Source organism: Desulfosporosinus sp. SYSU MS00001, from assembly GCF_049943955.1.
GTDB lineage: Bacteria > Bacillota > Desulfitobacteriia > Desulfitobacteriales > Desulfitobacteriaceae > Desulfosporosinus.
This window is the reverse complement of the sequence record NZ_JBNFTW010000008.1, coordinates 107,699-124,651: the sequence shown is the minus strand read 5'-3', so window position 1 is coordinate 124,651 and position 16,953 is coordinate 107,699. Positions and strand designations below refer to the sequence as shown.

Genomic DNA, 16,953 nt, shown 5'->3' with positions numbered 1-16,953 from the left:
ATGCAGATTTCAAGATTATAGGACTCCCTCATACTACTTTTTATGTAAGCTAGGGCAGTCTTGATACAGACTGTTCACAAATCGTCAGAAGATTTGTTGGGGATGGAATTGATGAATTAATGGTTAGTGTCAATATAAAAGAAAAATTGGCAGAGATCTTTGAAAAATTTAAACTATTGAAAGGTGTAGGTCAATTTATGTCGAATAATGTATATAATTCAGCTACGACTGTCGGATAAAATCGGAAACCCATAAACCTCAAAAGGCCTTTCGTTGTGGAGGTATCATATGAATACGTTTATAGAAAGTGAGCTTCAATATCAGGACATGACGTCTGCTCTAGCCGAAAAAGTGTCGTTATTTGAGACTATCTTTGCTGCCGTTAGAGAGGGAGTTTTACTTCAAGACGAAAGTGGGATTATTCTCAATGCAAACCCAGCCGCCGAAGAATTATTGGCTGCAAGCTTAAGTGAATTAAAATCTGATGACTATATAATAAATCCCACAGAATGGGCTTATGAAGATGGACAGCTTCTAATATGGCGGGAACATGCTCGTAAGACTGTCCTTCAGTCTTCGGAGCAAATAGGGGAGATCAGGATTCTCCATCGGTTTAATCCATATCCATGCTGGCTGAGTATTCGCAGTCTTGTTCTGCCCGGAGATTATAAGTCCTCGGCCCGGGTTTTAACGACTCTCAGCAACATTACCCAGATTCAATACACGGAGTGCAGGGAAAGAATCCTTTATGAAATTACAAAGCGTTTATTGGAAGAACGTTCGTTAAATGATATTTTACAATACCCTTGCAATGAATTAGTGAATACTTTAGGGTATCCGTTAGCAATTATTGGCCTGAAAGGAAGAAAAAGTTCTCTAACTTTAGTGGCACAAGCAGATCTGGGGGGCCTTTCTTCTAAAATACAAATGTTATGGAATAATAACCATAAAGATTCTTACGGATTTGACGAAGCGATACGAACCCGTAAGCCTCAAATCCATGATGTTTGGCAGAATTCGCGTTATTACCCCTGGTGGCCAATATACTCGAAGCTTTCCATTCGGTCGGAAGCTATCTTCCCTTTAATAACAAAAGGGAAAACCTTAGGCGTTTTGATTTTGTATGCCCCAAGTGAGGAATTTTTCAATCCTTCTAAGGTTAACCTTGTCCAATCTCTTGCCGATCAACTGGCATTAGTGCTCTGGACTTCGGAAAATCAGGGCCAACTTCAACTCCAAAATAAGGCTCTTGTTGCAGCGGCAAGTTCTATTATTATCACTAATCGAGCGGGAGAAATACTTTGGGCTAATCCCGCTTTTACCAGATTATCCGGGTACTCCCTCAATGACACTCTGGGAAAAACTATGACGTTAATTTCTTCAGGATACCAGGATAAGGCGTTCTATCAGAATTTATGGCGAACCATTCTGGAAGGAAGAACCTGGCATGGAGAGTTAATTAATCGTCGAGCCGATGGAACTTGTTATAACGAGGAAATGACCATTACGCCTGTCATCGATGACGACGGGCGAATAACTCATTTTATCGTGGTAAAGCAAGATATCAGTGATCGCTTATCGATTCAGAATGCTCTGCTGCGTCAAGAAGAACAGTACCGCGATATGTTTGAAACAATGAGCAGTGCAGTAATAGTTTTTAAGCCTGTTAACCAGGGAGAAGATTTTATTTGCACAGCTCTCAACCGGGCGGCGGAAAAAATAGAAAATATCTCCAGACAACAAGGGATTGGCGCATGCCTTGACGAAGTCCTTCCGATGGCCAAAAAATTAGGTGTCTGGGATCTTGTTCTTCAAGTGTATCGTACCGGAGAGAAGAGGCATTTTCCAGCTGTTTATTACAAAAACCAACGATGTTCTGGGTGGAGTGAAGGGGTTATTTATAGACTAGCGACAGGTGACATTGTCTTGCTCTATGATGATGTGACCCAGCGTATACTTAATGAAAAGGCACTTTGGCAGGAAAAGGAGCGCGCCCAAGTAACTTTGGCTTCCATCGGAGATGGTGTGATTACCACAGATGTGGGGGGGAAAATCACCTACCTCAATCCCGTCGCAGAAACGATGACTGGCTGGGCCTATAAGGATGCTGTTAGTTTATGCATTGAGCAGGTATTTGATATTTATCATGGAAGTACGGAACTTCCCTTAGTCCAGCCTCTATATCAGTGCTTGCGGGAACGCAAAGCGGTCACGTTGTCAAATCCCGCAATTTTAAAACATCGACTTGGTCACCAGACCTTTCATATTAAAATTTCAGTAACTCCCATGCGTGATCGGGAGGAAACAATGATTGGAGCGGTCTTAGTCTTTCACGATGTCACTGAGAAAAGGGCCCTGCTTTATCGCTTATCTTATCAGACAAATCATGATGCTTTAACGGATCTGCCCAATCGTTTATTGTTTAAAGATCGCTTGGACTTGGCTATATTACAGGCCTGCCGTCGACAAGAACAAGTTGCCGTCTTTTTTCTGGATATGGACGACTTTAAACTTGTTAACGACACCTTCGGGCATGCGCAAGGTGATGCTTTGCTTTGTCAGATCGCCGAGCGTCTTAAAAATGCCTTGCGGCCTGATGATACAGTTGCCAGACAAGGCGGGGACGAATTTATCATTTTATTGTCTGAGCTCTCTTCAGAACAACAAGCTGCTCAAATTGCTCGGAAATTGCTGAAGGTTCTAAATGCTCCATTTCAGATTGGCGATCAAGAGACTTATATTACAGCGAGTTTAGGTATTGCTCTTTATCCTGTCGATGGTGAAGATCCGGAAGTATTGATCCAACATGCCGATATGGCAATGTATCAAGTTAAAGCTGAAGGCCGCAATCACTATCATTTTTATACGGAAGCTCTTAACCAACGTTTGTCGGAACGATTAAAACTGCAAAATGAAATGCGTCGTGCTTTGCAAAAAGGGGAATTCATTCTGGAATATCAGCCTCAATTTAATCTAAAGGATGGGCAGATTTGTGGGTTTGAAGCGTTGGTACGTTGGCAGCATCCTCATAGAGGTCTCCTGCCTCCAAGCAAATTTATTGCAATCGCCGAAGAAAGCGGTCTTATCTTGCCGTTAGGAGAATGGGTTTTACAGTCTGCCTGTATACAAAATAAATATTGGCAGGATTTAGGCTATCCTCCGGTGAGCATGGCGGTTAATCTTTCTGCGCGTCAATTTCGTCAGAAGGACCTTGTTGAGAAAATTTCCCGGATTATTGAGACTACTGGCTTGGAGGCCCAATGGCTGGAATTAGAGATTACTGAAACTTTAAGTATGGAAAACGTGGACTTAAGCTCGGAAATTCTTCGAAAAATGAAAGCAATGGGCATTCGGCTTTCCATCGACGATTTTGGAACAGGATTTTCATCCTTGAGTTATCTAAGCCGTTTTTCTCTGGATGCTTTGAAAATTGACCGCTCGTTTATTTCTTCTTTGATGGAACATCTGGATAGGCAAGCCATAGTTCTGACAATTATACAATTAGCTAAGAATTTAGGACTCAAGGTCATCGCCGAAGGAGTAGAACGTCTTGATCAGTTAGATTTTCTTCATAGGAAAGACTGTGACGAGGTTCAGGGATATTTGCTGGCTAAACCTGTTTCGGCGGAAGAGGCTGAACGATTCTTTAACCTTGATATAACGGAATTAACTCAGTTCCCAGACAGTGCCGATTAGCATAGATCCGGTTCTTTTTCATGAAATTATTTTTTAAGGACTAGAGTGAAACTAAGACGGGCCGTACGTTATAAAAGTGTTATTCCGGGGATAACCGCAGGGGTATACACTCTTTGCGAGAGCTCGTTGTCAATCATAAAAAGCCCGGCCCCGTCTTCTTTGATAAGTTTCAATTTCTTTAAAACACGCCCCATGTTTTCCTCTTCTTCGGTTTGCTCTGTAATATACCATTGAAGAAAGATTTCAGTGGTATGATCTTTATTTTCTCGGGCAATGTCCATTAGGGAATAGATTGATTGGGTCACAAACTGTTCATGGCTTAAAGCGACCTCAAATACTTCTTGGGGACTGGAAAAATCGGTTTGAGGTTTTGCAATTTCAATTAGTGTGATCTTCCCGCCAATCTTATTGAGATAATTGAAGAAGCCTAAAGCATGATCACGTTCTTCTTGAACTTGAACACGAAAGTAAGTAGCAAAACCGTCGAGATTCTGGGATGAAAAATATGCTTGCATGGCAAGATATAAGTAACCAGAAAAAAGTTCTTTATTAAGTTGGCCATTTATGGCCTGAATCATGGTTTCCTTTTGCATGATAATAATCGTCCTTTCTGTTATTAGATGATTTCCTTTTTTAGAATTCTTCTACATATAAGTAAAAAATCCTGCAATTAAATTCAGAAGTGTTATAATTCTTCTTAAAGAAGAATGAATTAATGGAGACGTTAAGAATTCTAGATCTTGTGAGGGGGGAGCTATGCTATTATGTTTAATAAAATATTAGTGCCCACGGATGCATCTGAGTATTCTCGGCGTGCCTTTAAAATGGCTTTAGATCTTGCTAGAACCTTCCACTCTGAAATTGAGCTGCTTTTCATAACCTATGTTCCTGAAGCCTATTGGGGATACAGTATCGCAGCCAATTTAATTATTCCTCCGGAACAACTTGAAGAGGGAGGAGAGTTAGTTTTAGATACTACTCTCGAAGGAATGGATGTTGATGGCGTAAAAATTACCAGGAAAAAAATTGAGGGGCATCCTGCTGCTCGGATAGCTTCTGAAACAGAACGTGAAGAAATCGATTTGGTTGTTATGGGCAGTCATGGCTATGGCCCTCTAGCGGGTTCAATGCTGGGAAGTGTCAGTCAAGGTGTCTTACAGCGAGTTAAGTGTCCGGTTCTTATTGTTAAATAGACGGATACCATAACGCAATTCATCCCCTCCCTAATCGTTGCGGCGATTTGAGGAAGGGGATGGAAATTGCTGACGTGATTAAAAAGGAAATCCGAGGCGGCGAATGACTGCAAATCCGGCCTTTTTGGCGAGAGGTATAACTAGTCTGCGTACAAAGGGAGAACCTAGACGCTGAGCGAGTGGTATGCCAACATTTTTGGCCAAAGGAGGTCCGAAGTTTCGGAGAAGAGGTAATCCGATCTGACGAGCCAGAGGCGGGCCATATTGTTTTATAAGAGAAGGACCATATTGTTTCAGGAGAATTCCTGCTTGTTGCTGCCAAAGATCTGGTGTTTTGGAGATGGAAGATGAAGTCTGTTCTTCGACTAGGTGAGAGTTTTGCTGTAACGATGGGAAAGGTTTGACATTCTCTTGTTTTGCGGACATTTCAGGTTTAATGAGAGATGGGGCAGCGGGGTTGGGAGCAGTTCCCTGGAAGGGAATTTGTCCCGGTCGTTGTTGTTTGCTTGAAGTAAAGTTTTGTGTCTGATTAGGTGAGGGGAATGTCATTTGTTGTGTCGGGGAAAATCCCCTTTGCCCGATAAATGAAGCCATGGGCAAAACCCCCTTTAAAATCTGCGGATGTTTTTTCACAATACATGATATGAATTATATGGAAAAATAGTTAATATTTAGGGCCTAACTGAGAAAATGTTTTTTAATGATAGTAAAGAGCAAGGAGTCCGGGCTTTTTGTCCGGCTCACTTGCTCTTCTTTGATGTGATATGTTTGATATACAGATTTAAATAGGTTATTCGGCCAGAGCAATCGCTTCAATTTCCAAGATTGCGTCCTTGGGCAGTCGGGCAACTTGCACAGCGGATCGTGCAGGAGGGTTCTCCGGGAAATAGGCAGCATATACAGCGTTCATAGCGGCAAAGTCGTTCATATCTCTGAGGAAAACAACGGTCTTTACAACCTTACCTAGTGAAGAACCTGAGGATTCCAAGATAGCCTTAACATTATCTAAAGATTGTTTGGTTGCCCCTTCAATATCCGCTACTAATTCCCCTGTTTGAGGATTGAGAGGGAGCTGACCGGAAGTGAAAATAAGATTGCCGGCTTTGATTCCTTGGGAATAAGGGCCAATAGCCGCAGGTGCATTTGGTGTATTAAGAGTTTGTTTGCTCATAACATTACCTCCTTTAAAATAAATACTTGGCAAAGGAAAACACTAACTTTAAGTATACTTGATTTTTTGGGAATTAACCAACCAAGAAATTGGCACCAACTGATGGCACAAATGTTATCGATTATTTGGATTGTCTTTCTGAACCGGGGTAAAATAGGCAGATAGAACACAGTCGAAAGGAGTGCGGATATGGGTCTGGTTTATTCGATTTTTGTTCCTCATCCACCTATTGTCGTTCCAGAGATCGGAGGCGGAGAAGAACATAAGTGTCAATCAACTCTCGACGCTTATCGAGAGATATCACGTCGGGTGGTCAGTACAGATATCGGGACCGTAATTTTGGTATCGCCTCATGCGCCTCTAACAAAGGAAGGAATAACATTGCATACTGAGGAACGTATACAAGGTAATTTTGCTCAGTTTGGAGTAAGGTCGCTGAATTTCTCGTGGTCCAATGATCAAGACTTGGCAACAGAATTCCAACAACATCTTAAAGGCGTTATCCCTATTAACGAACCACTTGATCATGGAGCCTTGGTACCGCTTTACTTTCTGCAAGAAGCAGGATGGAAAGGAAAGGTTGTTCTTGTGGGAATGCCTTTAGAACACCCCGAAGAGTATGGACAGCAAATTGGCCAAATTCTTGAAAAAGTTCAGGGAAGGTTTGCTCTTATAGCCAGCGGGGATCTCTCTCATCGCTTAAAAGAGGATGGCCCTTATGGCTTTGATTCTGCTGGGCCGGAGTTTGATCAGGCGATATTCAGAGGGTTGCAGCGTGACGTTAAAAAACTAAGCGATTTACCCCCAGGTCTTGTAGAAAGAGCTGGAGAGTGTGGTTATCGAAGTTTGCGGTTGGCGCTGGCGGCGAAAGAAGGAGCTCCGGAGGTGCTTTCCTACGAAGGACCCTTTGGTGTGGGCTATTTAGTAGCTGATTTGTATCATTCATCGCCTTTGCCTCATTGGGCAAGGCGCTGCCTGAGAGCCCATTTGAAGCAGGAGGAACTAAAACCGACAGATTTTCCGAGGGAAGCTGAATTTGCTCTGCGCAGAGGATGTTTCGTAACCCTGAAACAACATGGTGAATTGCGTGGGTGTATTGGAACTACTCAACCTTGGCAAAAAAATTTAGCCTTAGAAATTCAGCATAATGCGGTGGCGGCGGGAACAGAAGACCCGCGTTTTTGGCCGGTGGAGATTGAAGAATTGGAGACTTTATCCTTCACCGTTGACGTTTTAGGTGAGTTGGAGAAGATTTCAGGGCCGGAAGTATTAGATCCTTGGCGGTATGGCGTTGTTGTGCAAAAAGGCGGGAGAAGCGGGCTTCTGCTTCCTCATTTGGAGGGTGTTGATACTGTTTCAGATCAAATAGCTATTGCGAAACAAAAAGCCGGGATTTCGGCAGAGGAAGATGTAGATCTTTGGCGCTTCGAGGTCGTGAGACATTATGAGTAATTCAGATCAAGAACCTCTTACTGCAGGTTGTCTTCTCTGCCCCCAGCATTGTCAGCTAAGGGAGGGACAGAAAGGTCGGTGCCATACGCGAGAAAATCAGGGAGGAGAGATTATTTCCCTTACTTATGGCGAAGTGGCCGCCTGGAATCTTGACCCGATTGAGAAAAAGCCTTTATATCATTTTTATCCTGGTTCTTGGATTTTTTCTGTGGGAGGTTTTGGCTGCAATTTAAGTTGTTCATTTTGTCAAAACCATGAAATATCCCAGAAACGCGAAACGGGACGAGGAGTGACTCCCGGGGAACTTGCTCTACAGGCCCGTAATTCCTTGGGATTGTGTTTTACGTATTCTGAACCGAGCATGTGGTTTGAAATGATTCGAGATACCGCACCTCTCGTACGTGCACAAGGCGGAAAAGTGGTTCTTGTCAGCAATGGTACAATGTCCGGACGCTTTATCGAGGAACTGATTCCTTGGCTTGATGCGGTCAACATCGATATTAAAGGTTTTTCCGAATCCTTTTATCAACATTATTGCGGGGGAAAATTAAGCTGGGTCTTAGAAAACGTTGAACGTTTAGCTGGGCGTGTCCATTTGGAAATCACGACCTTAGTGATTCCCGGAGCTAATGATGATTCTGAGGAGATTACCAGATTGTCAAAATGGCTGTACAACCTAAATACTCCTCTTGCCTGGCATCTCAGCCGTTATCACCCGGCCTACCGGCTATCGACTCCATCAACAGAACCAACAACATTAGAACAATTATTTAAGATTGCCAAGGAACGACTCCCCTATGTCTATCTTGGAAATGTCAGTGGAGGCAGTACAACCTTTTGCCCTAAATGCGGGGAAGTTGTAATCCAGCGCGAGCCGATGGTTGTCAGCCGCCTGCGTAACGGATGTTGTCCGAAATGCAATTTTAAACTGTTTGGCGAATTTTAACTTTAATATTAATAATAGCGGAGTATAAGGTATCCGGCTGAAATAAAGATTGTGATCAGCATCGTGGGGAAACCAACTTTTAAGAATTGGATATAACGAATTTTGAGGCCATTCTTTTCGGCAATTCCAGCCACGATTAGGTTAGCTGAAGCTCCTTCTAAGGTGCCGTTTCCTCCGAGGCAAGCACCCAAGGCTAAAGCCCACCACAGGGGTTGGGTCTGAGCCGGCGTGAGATGACTAAGCAGGGCTAATTTTTGGATTAAAGGGATCATGGTTGCTACGTAGGGGATATTATCAAGAAATGAAGAGAGGATTGCGGATATAAAGAGGATTAAAAGGGCGGTTAAGAGAGGTTGCCCCCCTGTCAAACTAATACTCCACTGTGCCAGACGATCAAGGACCCCGGTTTCGACAAGCCCTCCGACAAGTACAAATAATCCGGCAAAGAAAAAGAGCGTCGGCCATTCCACAGCCAAGAAGATATCTTCAGGCTCTTCACGGGTCCAGAGCATTAGGAGCATAGCTCCGCTTAAGGCAATGGTTGCGGTCTCTAAATGCAGAAGGGAATGAAAAGAAAAGGCTGAAATAACAAGGGCTAAAACGACTAAACATTTTTTGAGGAGGGCAAAATCTTTAATCTCATCCCACTCATTTTGCAGCATTAATTTGCTTTTTAAGGATTCTTCGGTGATTAACTTTTGGCGATAAACAAAGTAAAAAAGGGACAAAGTCACTGCAATAATAATGAGTATCACTGGTGCAAGATTGAGGATAAAATCCATAAAACTGAGGTCCGTTTGCCCGGCTATCATAATGTTTGGCGGATCTCCGATCAGAGTGGCGGTACCGCCGATATTACTCATAAGAATTTGACAAAAGAGAAAGGGAATCGGATCAACCTCTAACTCATCAGCAATTGATAAGGTTACGGGTACTATTAACAAGACTGTTGTGACGTTATCTAAAAAAGCCGATAATATACCGGTGAGGAGTGACAAGGAAATCAGGAGCAGGATCGGATTTCCTTTTACTTTTTTGCTGACCCAGATAGCTAAAAAGGAAAATACACCTGACCTGCGGGTAAGATCTACGATGAGCATCATACCAATTAGCAATCCCAGAGTATTCCAATCAACGTGTTCTACTGCCTTTTCTTGATTGACAATCCCCAAGATAATCATTAGTGCAGCTCCGGAAACGGCGATAACGGATCGCGGAAATTTCTCCATAATAATAAATAAATAGCTGAGTAAAAAAATACCTGTAGCAATCCAAATAAGCATCTACACACCTCCAATAATTATTTGAAATAGTTGCTTGCGAGTGAACTCATTCGGCAAAAACTGAACATCGAAACTTCAATGACGAAAGTGTCCTCTGGACACTTTTGCCGAAAGCGCATAGCTCATAACAAATGCGATCGCTGAAGAATATACTCTTCTCCCACCGAAAATAGTAAGGGGTACTGTTCACGTATAAAAAGGGGGGAGTTTTTCGCTTAGATAGATATAAAAGGGGAGAGCAGTCCCACGTACTGCTCTCCCCAGAGAAGTTCTATCTTGTAGTCTGGCCATCATAGCTTAATACTGACTAAGCAGCAGCTTCAAGCTTTAGATCCATGACTTTAGCGCCCTTCACTTTCATGAAGTTTACCCCAACCGAAATGGAATTTTTCACTTTTAACGCAAAATTTTAATCATTAATAATATATCAAGGATTGGAAGTTGCCGTCAAGATAAAAACTTTTTAGGATAAAACAGCTAGGACAAACAAATACTAATTCAGATAACTTAGATGAGTCATATCGTAAAAGTAAGGAGGTTATTTGGGTGTTTAAACATGTCAAGGATATGGAATACACAGTTCATGTTGATCGACCTGACCCCCGGTTCGCAGTGCTGTTATTGGAACAGTTTGGGGGCGGCAATGGCGAACTTAAAGCTGCTATGCAGTATTTTTCTCAAAGCTTAGGTTGTAATGATCCGAAAATTAGGGATTTGCTGCAGGACATTGCTGCCGAAGAATTAAGTCATTTGGAGATGGTGGGGGAAGCCCTGGGAATGCTCATTGGACAAGTTGACAATATTCCCAAAGACTTTGCGGCGAATCATATGGCTTTACTCGGGGGAGGCCCTCTGCTCGTGAATTCTGCCGGTGTTCCATGGACTTCAACCTATGTCAACTCCATGGGAGACCTGTATACAGATCTTTCATCAAATGCCGGGGCAGAACTGAGGGCAAAATTGATTTATGAGCGTCTTCTGCAGCAAACGGATGACGCCGGCGTTAAAGACATGATCCGATTCCTTTTAAGTCGGGAAGAGTCTCATAACTTCTCATTTATGAAAGCAATCGAAACGCTGCAGGGATCAGGAGTAAACAAAGACTTCAGAGATTCGGATTTCTCGAAAAAATATATGAATATGTCCACCGGCCAAGGGGATAGTCGCGGTCCATGGAATCAAGGAAACGAGTTTTCTTATGAAGAAAATCCTAACGAGAAATATGGTGGGCCGGCTCAGTACGGAAAAGATCCTCAGCCAAACGGACAACGAGAAGTGGCACCCGGTTATATGGATCAGACCCGTAACAATCCTCAGTATGCCCAACCACAACCACCGAAACAACATTAATTATAAAACAAAAACAAAGGACGCTTCTGTCCTTTGTTTTTTAAATATATAGACAGTGCTTTGGATATTCTAAAATGATATTTATGTTTGAAATTGGTTGACAATAACTTGCAAACCGATTAATATAATTCGTGTACGAAATATACGCCACCGAAATATACGTTAACGAAATAAGTGAACAAAGGAAGTACGGATGATGGAAAATCCTAATCAAAGTTATCAAATCGCCAAGCTGTTTCAAGAAATTATGATTCTTTTTAGACACAATAAGGGGAATGTCTTTGAAGAGAGCGGCATTACTATGCCTCAAATGATGGTTATGGGAATATTGGGTAAGGAAAAGACCCTTAAGATTACTGAATTAAGTGGAAAACTCAGCTTATCCAACAGTACCGTGTCAGGGATTATTGACCGTTTGGAAAACATGGGTCTTGTTGAAAGAAAGCGAAGTGAGGAAGATAGAAGGGTCGTGTATGTCAGTGTTTCACCAAAATTTGCAGAGATACATCAACGCTTACATCAACAAATCGTCAAAAAAATCTCCGGTGCTTTAAGTACAGCAACATCGGAGGACCAAGAGAAAATTATCGAGGGGTTAGAACTTTTAAAGAAACTGCTTTATGATTATCAGCAATGTCCAATGGATAATTGATAGATTGTTAAGAGGTAGGGGGACGTTCATGATTAAATTGTATAAATCGTTAAGACATTTTTTACCCTATATTTGTGGCGTAATTTTGTTCCTTTTTGTACAAGTGCTTTCAGATTTATATCTACCAACGTTGATGGCGGACATAGTCGATCATGGGATTGTAAATAAAGACATCGGTTATATATTTCAAGTCGGTGGACACATGCTTTTAATTGCAGCCGGAGGGACTTTATGTGCTGTTGCCGCCAATTTTCTTTCTGCGAAAACTGCTGTAGGGTTTGGCAGGCTCTTGAGAAATAGAATCTTTACGAAAGTACAGAGCTTTTCTTTACAGGAATTTGACAAGCTTGGTACAGCGACATTAATTACCCGGACGACGAATGATGTGACTCAAGTTCAGCAAGTCTCCGTTCTAATTTTAAGTATGATGATTTCTGCACCACTTACCTGCCTGGGCGGGATTTTCATGGCTATCCATGAGGATCCAGGTTTAACGTGGGTTCTCTTAGTTTCGGTTCCGGTGCTTTTTGCCATTATCGGAATTGTCCTGACCAGAGGCATACCTCTCTTTAAGCTGATGCAAATAAAACTCGACAAGCTCAATCTTGTTCTGCGAGAAAATTTAACGGGCATACGTGTTATCAGAGCTTTTAATCGTATCGAAAAAGAAAAAGAAAGATTTGATGATGCCAATCTGGACCTTATGAACAATGCCGTAAAGGTTAATAAGATCATGGCTGTACTAATGCCTATGATGATGTTAATTATGAATTTCACTACGATTGCTATCATTTGGTTCGGGGGAATGCGTATTAATAATGGTGAGATGCAAGTTGGTTCTCTGATGGCCTTTATTCAATATTCGACACAAATCCTATTTTCTTTCTTGATGATGACGATGCTCTTTGTAACGGTTCCGCGTGCTCAAGCCTCTGCGGCGAGGATCAACGAAGTTTTGGAAATTGAGGTGGAAGTTAAAGATCCAATCAAGACAAAGGCAGTACCTTTGAAGAAAGGATTTGTTGAGTTTCAGGACGTTTCTTTTCGATATCCCGGAGCGGAACAGCCGGCCTTAAAGGAGATTAATTTTAGTGCCGGTCCTGGGGAGATTACGGCAATCATTGGAGGAACGGGCTCTGGGAAATCAACCTTAGTAAATTTAATTATGCGTTTTTACGATGTTGGGAGCGGACGGATTTTGGTGGATGGAGTGGATGTCCGAGAAATGAGCCAAGAAGGTTTAAGAGCTAAGATTGGGTTTGTTCCCCAGAAATCCGTGCTTTTTTCCGGAACCATTGCCGATAATATCCTATATGGCAAAGAGTATGCTTCCCTGGAAGAGGTGGAACATGCTGCTCAAGTTGCTCAGGCTGCGGATTTCGTTGCAGGGATGGAAGAGGGGTTTGATCATATCATTGCTCAAGGCGGCACCAATGTTTCAGGCGGACAGAAGCAACGTCTGTCTATTGCCCGCGCTTTAATTAAAAGGCCCGAGATTTATATCTTTGACGACAGTTTCTCTGCCTTAGACTTCAAGACTGATGCCAAATTGAGAGCAGCTTTGAAACAGGAAGTCTCAGAGTCTACAGTATTCATTATTGCTCAGCGAGTTGCAACCGTCATGGATGCGGATAGGATTCTTGTCCTTGATGATGGCCAAATTGCCGGCATAGGAACCCATCAAGAATTGTTAACGACTTGTGAGGTCTATCATGAAATTGTAGCTTCACAGCTTTCAGAGGGAGAATTAGCATGAGCAGACAACGAGAGATGACAAGACCAACGGGTCCAATGGGCGGCAGACCAGGTGGACCTGGCGGATCTATTGGAAGACCTATTGAAAAAGCCAGGAATTTCAAAGGAACATTGCATAGACTTTTGGGTTATTTAAAGCCCCAGAGACTAAAACTCAGTTTTGTGGTTGTGTTTGCCATTTTAAGTACTGTATTTAGTATTGTGGGACCGAAGATTATGGGCCAGGCCACGACGATAATGTTTGATGGAATTATGAATGGTGGGAAGATTAATTTTGATGCTATTTGGAGGATTGTCCTGACTCTGATAGTTCTCTATCTTCTTAGCTCTTTGTTCAGCTATGCTCAACAATATATTATGGCTGGGGTGGCACAAAAAATTGTTTACAATTTGCGTAAGGACGTCGACGAAAAACTTACGCTGCTGCCGCTCAGGTTCTTTGATGCCAGGACTCATGGCGAAATATTAAGCCGTGTGACGAATGACGTTGATAATATTGCCAACACCTTGCAGCAAAGTCTTACTCAACTTATTACTTCTGTTGTGACAATTATTGGGGTCATCGTTATGATGTTGACGATCAGTCCTTTGCTCACCCTAATTGTTCTCTTGACTCTGCCTCTCTATATTTTAGTCACTTCGATGATTGCCAAACACTCACAAAGGTTTTTTGCTGCTCAACAAAAGTCATTAGGAGAACTGAACGGCCATGTGGAGGAAATGTTCACCGGTCATATTATCATCAAAGCCTTTGGTCATGAGCGTAAGTCTATTGAAACCTTTAAGGAAATTAATGATAGACTTTATGATGCGGGGTGGAAAGCTCAATTTATCTCTGGAATCATCATGCCCCTTATGCGATTTGTCAGTAACTTAGGATATGTCATTGTCAGTGTAGTTGGGGGAATTTTCGTTACCCATGGCCGAATTAATATTGGAGACGTTCAAGCCTTTATTCAATACTCCCGTCAGTTTACCATGCCAATTGTGCAGACTGCGAACATTGCCAATATTATTCAATCAACCGTTGCCTCCGCGGAGCGTGTTTTTGAATTATTAGATGAAGTTGAAGAAATTCCTGATTCTGAGGATGCTAAAGTAATACCATTTCCTCAAGGAAATGTGAGTTTTGAGAATGTCGATTTTAGCTATAAGGAACAAGAACCGTTGATCACTAAAATGAATATTGATGTCCGGGAAGGAAATACCATAGCAATTGTCGGACCGACCGGTGCAGGTAAGACTACTTTAGTGAATTTACTCATGCGCTTTTACGATGTGGATGGTGGCAAGATTACTGTTGACGGTGTGGATATTCGGGATATTAAACGTGGGGAACTTCGCAATATCTTTGGTATGGTGCTGCAGGATACATGGTTATTTAATGGAACTATTTTGGAGAACATTGCCTATGGACGTGAGGGGGCAAGCGAGGAAGAAGTTATTATGGCGGCAAAAGCAGCCCATGCTGATCATTTTATAAAAACTCTGCCTGATGGGTATATGACCATCTTGAATGAAGAAGCCTCAAATATTTCTCAAGGGCAAAAGCAACTACTTACAATTGCCCGAGCGATTTTGGCAAACCCGGCTATCTTGATTTTAGACGAAGCTACGAGCAGTGTTGACTCAAGAACCGAGGTCTATATCCAAAAGGCTATGACAGAACTGATGAAGGGAAGAACGAGTTTTGTTATTGCCCATCGGTTATCGACGATTCGCGATGCTGATGTGATTCTTGTTATGAATCATGGGAGAATTATTGAAATGGGTAATCATGGAGAGCTTTTGGAACAGAAAGGCTTTTACGCAGATTTGTATAATAGCCAGTTCAGCGGAGCGGACTTGGATCATGAGGTGGTTTAAAATTCAAGAAGGAAATTAGTAAGAAAGTACTGCTGCAAAACGGCTTCCGGAAAATAATAGTCAGAAAAACAAGCCCAAGAGGACGCTTTTAACGCCTTTTGGGCTATTATCTTACCTTGATTTTAAAATACTTGAGCAAATTGTCATTACAAATTCGTTTTGGGACTATCCCCATTGTGCACTCTTCTTTAGTCGTTATGTTCACTACGGAAGCGATAGTGGCTATGATTATGATCATGATGATGATGGTTATGGTCATGGTTATGGTCATGGTTATGGTCATGGTCATGGTCGTGGTTGTGGTTGTGGTCATGGTCGTGGTTGTGGTTGTGGTCATGGTCGTGGTTGTGGTTGTGGTCATGGTCGTGGTCGTGGTCGTGGTTGTGGTTGTGGTCATGGTCGTGGTCGTGGTTGTGGTCATAGTTATGGTCATGGTCGTGGTTGTGGTCATGGTCGTGGTCATGGTTATGGCTATGGACATGTCCATGGCTGTGTTCATGATCATGCCCATCCTCTGAATCGTGGTGGTGTGGGCGGCCAAGGGCATGGGCAATCGTATGGTCTTTATCCGGAAGGGAATCGAACCAGCCGTTATTGGCATCTTCAACATTGTCTCTAAATTGAATGTAAGGTTTAATGTCAAGTAAGGGAGTTCCGTTAAAGGCGTCAATTCCCGAAATAATGATCTCGTTGCCCTGGATTTCTTTAATCTTGACAATGCTTAAACCAATGGGGTTAGGCCTGTTGGGGGATCGGCTGGCAAAGAGGCCAATTTCAAGTTCCGGTGCCCAAGGAGAATGGGTTAATAATTCTAGCGGAGAGTTTACTTGATCGAGATGATAAAGGACATAGACATAGTTAAAACTATCTAAGGATTTTAGGGCCCCGGCATACTCCGGATTTAAAGTGATCCAGAAATCACCAGGCGCGTCAGGGAGAGATTGATGGGGGGCATTAAAGGAGAAATAAGGGGTATGAATGGTTCCAATGGGTTGATAATTAATGTCCATAACGATCTCCTCTCAATTTTAACTATTCTTTATTATTCCTAAGACCATTGGATTTTAGGATTTTAAAAAAGACCAAAGAGGATCCTATCGATCGACCTCCGTGGCCTTTCTTTATATCTAATTCCTATATTTAATATCTGAAGATGATTAGTTGTATGTACGTTCTATCTCAAATAAACATTGACAATGTACGAGTTTACTTAACTTATAACTTAATAATGCTATTCGACATGGGCGAAGAATTTCCTTCTTCTGGATCTTACTGAAACAAAAATTTATAAATGTCTACATGTTTTGACCTTTTATCGGGAATTTTATGAGAGGTAGAAAGATTTTAGCAGAGGTGATTTGATATGCCAATGATCAATTTTGACGGCCCGATTTTAACCATGGATCAGAAGAGGAGTTTAATACATGGTATGAGTCAAGCGGCTTCTCAAGCCTTGGGAATTCCAATGGCAGCCTTTACGGTGACTCTCGACGAACATGAATACAGCAACATGGGTGTAGGAGGAGAAGTCCTCACGGAGTCGGGTTATTGGGACAAATACAAAGAAATTAAAGACTAAATCAATGTAA

14 protein-coding genes, 1 pseudogene and 1 riboswitch are annotated in these 16,953 nt (G+C 42.2%); of the genes and pseudogenes, 10 read left to right on the top strand and 5 right to left on the bottom strand.

Annotated features, from left to right (window positions below; translation table 11 throughout):
• The first annotated feature begins 288 nt into the window (after positions 1–288).
• Positions 289–3,696 (top strand): EAL domain-containing protein, encoded by a 3,408-nt coding sequence (locus tag ACPUYX_RS15065; protein ID WP_426380449.1) that lies wholly within the window; start codon positions 289–291, stop codon positions 3,694–3,696.
• Between the two features lie 68 nt (positions 3,697–3,764).
• Here the strand turns inward: ACPUYX_RS15065 and ACPUYX_RS15060 are convergent, their stop codons facing one another.
• Positions 3,765–4,289 carry a ferritin gene (locus ACPUYX_RS15060; RefSeq protein ID WP_426380448.1) on the bottom strand — a complete coding sequence of 175 codons (525 nt, stop codon included), beginning with the start codon at positions 4,287–4,289 and terminating at the stop codon, positions 3,765–3,767.
• A gap of 171 nt (positions 4,290–4,460) precedes the next feature.
• Here ACPUYX_RS15060 and ACPUYX_RS15055 point away from each other — a divergent pair, with 171 nt between their 5' ends.
• Complete coding sequence (locus ACPUYX_RS15055) at positions 4,461–4,889, top strand: universal stress protein (RefSeq protein WP_426380447.1); 429 nt, start codon at positions 4,461–4,463, stop codon at positions 4,887–4,889.
• A gap of 78 nt (positions 4,890–4,967) precedes the next feature.
• On the opposite strand, the gene ACPUYX_RS15050 is transcribed toward ACPUYX_RS15055, so the two are convergent.
• Complete coding sequence (locus ACPUYX_RS15050) at positions 4,968–5,483, bottom strand: hypothetical protein (RefSeq protein WP_426380446.1); 516 nt, start codon at positions 5,481–5,483, stop codon at positions 4,968–4,970.
• Between the two features lie 196 nt (positions 5,484–5,679).
• Complete coding sequence (locus ACPUYX_RS15045; RefSeq protein ID WP_426380445.1) at positions 5,680–6,060, bottom strand: RidA family protein; 381 nt, start codon at positions 6,058–6,060, stop codon at positions 5,680–5,682.
• Between the two features lie 189 nt (positions 6,061–6,249).
• On the opposite strand from ACPUYX_RS15045, the gene amrA reads away from it, so the two are divergent.
• Both amrA and amrS read left to right on the top strand, forming a co-directional pair.
• A complete protein-coding gene (gene amrA / locus ACPUYX_RS15040) occupies positions 6,250–7,512 on the top strand; it encodes an AmmeMemoRadiSam system protein A (RefSeq protein ID WP_426380444.1) in 1,263 nt (420 codons plus the stop codon).
• Positions 7,505–8,458, top strand: a complete 954-nt coding sequence (amrS, locus tag ACPUYX_RS15035; protein WP_426380443.1) for an AmmeMemoRadiSam system radical SAM enzyme — start codon at positions 7,505–7,507, stop codon at positions 8,456–8,458. Before amrA ends, amrS begins: the two co-directional genes overlap by 8 nt.
• Positions 8,459–8,466: 8 nt before the next feature.
• On the opposite strand, the gene ACPUYX_RS15030 is transcribed toward amrS, so the two are convergent.
• Positions 8,467–9,741 carry a sodium:proton antiporter gene (locus tag ACPUYX_RS15030; protein ID WP_426380442.1) on the bottom strand — a complete coding sequence of 425 codons (1,275 nt, stop codon included), beginning with the start codon at positions 9,739–9,741 and terminating at the stop codon, positions 8,467–8,469.
• Between the two features lie 274 nt (positions 9,742–10,015).
• Positions 10,016–10,122: riboswitch (cyclic di-GMP riboswitch) on the bottom strand.
• A 165-nt stretch (positions 10,123–10,287) separates the two neighbouring features.
• Between ACPUYX_RS15030 and ACPUYX_RS15025 the strand changes: the two genes are divergently transcribed.
• From ACPUYX_RS15025 to ACPUYX_RS15005, 5 genes are all read left to right on the top strand, one after another.
• Positions 10,288–11,091: a manganese catalase family protein gene (locus ACPUYX_RS15025; RefSeq protein WP_426380440.1), complete on the top strand. Its 804-nt coding sequence runs from the start codon at positions 10,288–10,290 to the stop codon at positions 11,089–11,091.
• A gap of 193 nt (positions 11,092–11,284) precedes the next feature.
• On the top strand, positions 11,285–11,743 hold the full coding sequence (locus ACPUYX_RS15020; RefSeq protein ID WP_426380439.1) for a MarR family transcriptional regulator: 459 nt from the start codon (positions 11,285–11,287) through the stop codon (positions 11,741–11,743).
• 28 nt (positions 11,744–11,771) lie between these two features.
• Entirely contained in the window at positions 11,772–13,499 is a 1,728-nt protein-coding gene (locus tag ACPUYX_RS15015; RefSeq protein ID WP_426380438.1) for an ABC transporter ATP-binding protein, read from the top strand.
• Positions 13,496–15,364 (top strand): ABC transporter ATP-binding protein, encoded by a 1,869-nt coding sequence (locus ACPUYX_RS15010; protein ID WP_426380437.1) that lies wholly within the window; start codon positions 13,496–13,498, stop codon positions 15,362–15,364. The genes ACPUYX_RS15015 and ACPUYX_RS15010 overlap by 4 nt, the downstream gene beginning before the upstream one ends.
• A 98-nt stretch (positions 15,365–15,462) precedes the next feature.
• Entirely contained in the window at positions 15,463–15,882 is a 420-nt protein-coding gene (locus ACPUYX_RS15005; RefSeq protein WP_426380516.1) for a hypothetical protein, read from the top strand.
• A gap of 138 nt (positions 15,883–16,020) precedes the next feature.
• Here the strand turns inward: ACPUYX_RS15005 and ACPUYX_RS15000 are convergent.
• Positions 16,021–16,374 (bottom strand): annotated as a pseudogene (locus ACPUYX_RS15000) (TrmO family methyltransferase domain-containing protein); the annotation flags it as partial.
• A gap of 353 nt (positions 16,375–16,727) precedes the next feature.
• Here ACPUYX_RS15000 and ACPUYX_RS14995 point away from each other — a divergent pair.
• Positions 16,728–16,943, top strand: a complete 216-nt coding sequence (locus ACPUYX_RS14995) for a tautomerase family protein (RefSeq protein WP_088227996.1) — start codon at positions 16,728–16,730, stop codon at positions 16,941–16,943.
• Positions 16,944–16,953 lie beyond the last annotated feature (10 nt).

Coding starts and splice junctions, on each gene's coding strand:
- ACPUYX_RS15055 (WP_426380447.1), top strand. CDS start 4,461: ATGTTTAATAAAATATTAGTGCCCACGGATGCATCTGAGTATTCTCGG.
- ACPUYX_RS15010 (WP_426380437.1), top strand. CDS start 13,496: ATGAGCAGACAACGAGAGATGACAAGACCAACGGGTCCAATGGGCGGC.
- ACPUYX_RS14995 (WP_088227996.1), top strand. CDS start 16,728: ATGCCAATGATCAATTTTGACGGCCCGATTTTAACCATGGATCAGAAG.
- amrS (WP_426380443.1), top strand. CDS start 7,505: ATGAGTAATTCAGATCAAGAACCTCTTACTGCAGGTTGTCTTCTCTGC.
- ACPUYX_RS15050 (WP_426380446.1), bottom strand. CDS start 5,483: ATGGCTTCATTTATCGGGCAAAGGGGATTTTCCCCGACACAACAAATG.
- ACPUYX_RS15045 (WP_426380445.1), bottom strand. CDS start 6,060: ATGAGCAAACAAACTCTTAATACACCAAATGCACCTGCGGCTATTGGC.
- ACPUYX_RS15030 (WP_426380442.1), bottom strand. CDS start 9,741: ATGCTTATTTGGATTGCTACAGGTATTTTTTTACTCAGCTATTTATTT.
- amrA (WP_426380444.1), top strand. CDS start 6,250: ATGGGTCTGGTTTATTCGATTTTTGTTCCTCATCCACCTATTGTCGTT.
- ACPUYX_RS15015 (WP_426380438.1), top strand. CDS start 11,772: ATGATTAAATTGTATAAATCGTTAAGACATTTTTTACCCTATATTTGT.
- ACPUYX_RS15020 (WP_426380439.1), top strand. CDS start 11,285: ATGATGGAAAATCCTAATCAAAGTTATCAAATCGCCAAGCTGTTTCAA.
- ACPUYX_RS15060 (WP_426380448.1), bottom strand. CDS start 4,289: ATGCAAAAGGAAACCATGATTCAGGCCATAAATGGCCAACTTAATAAA.
- ACPUYX_RS15065 (WP_426380449.1), top strand. CDS start 289: ATGAATACGTTTATAGAAAGTGAGCTTCAATATCAGGACATGACGTCT.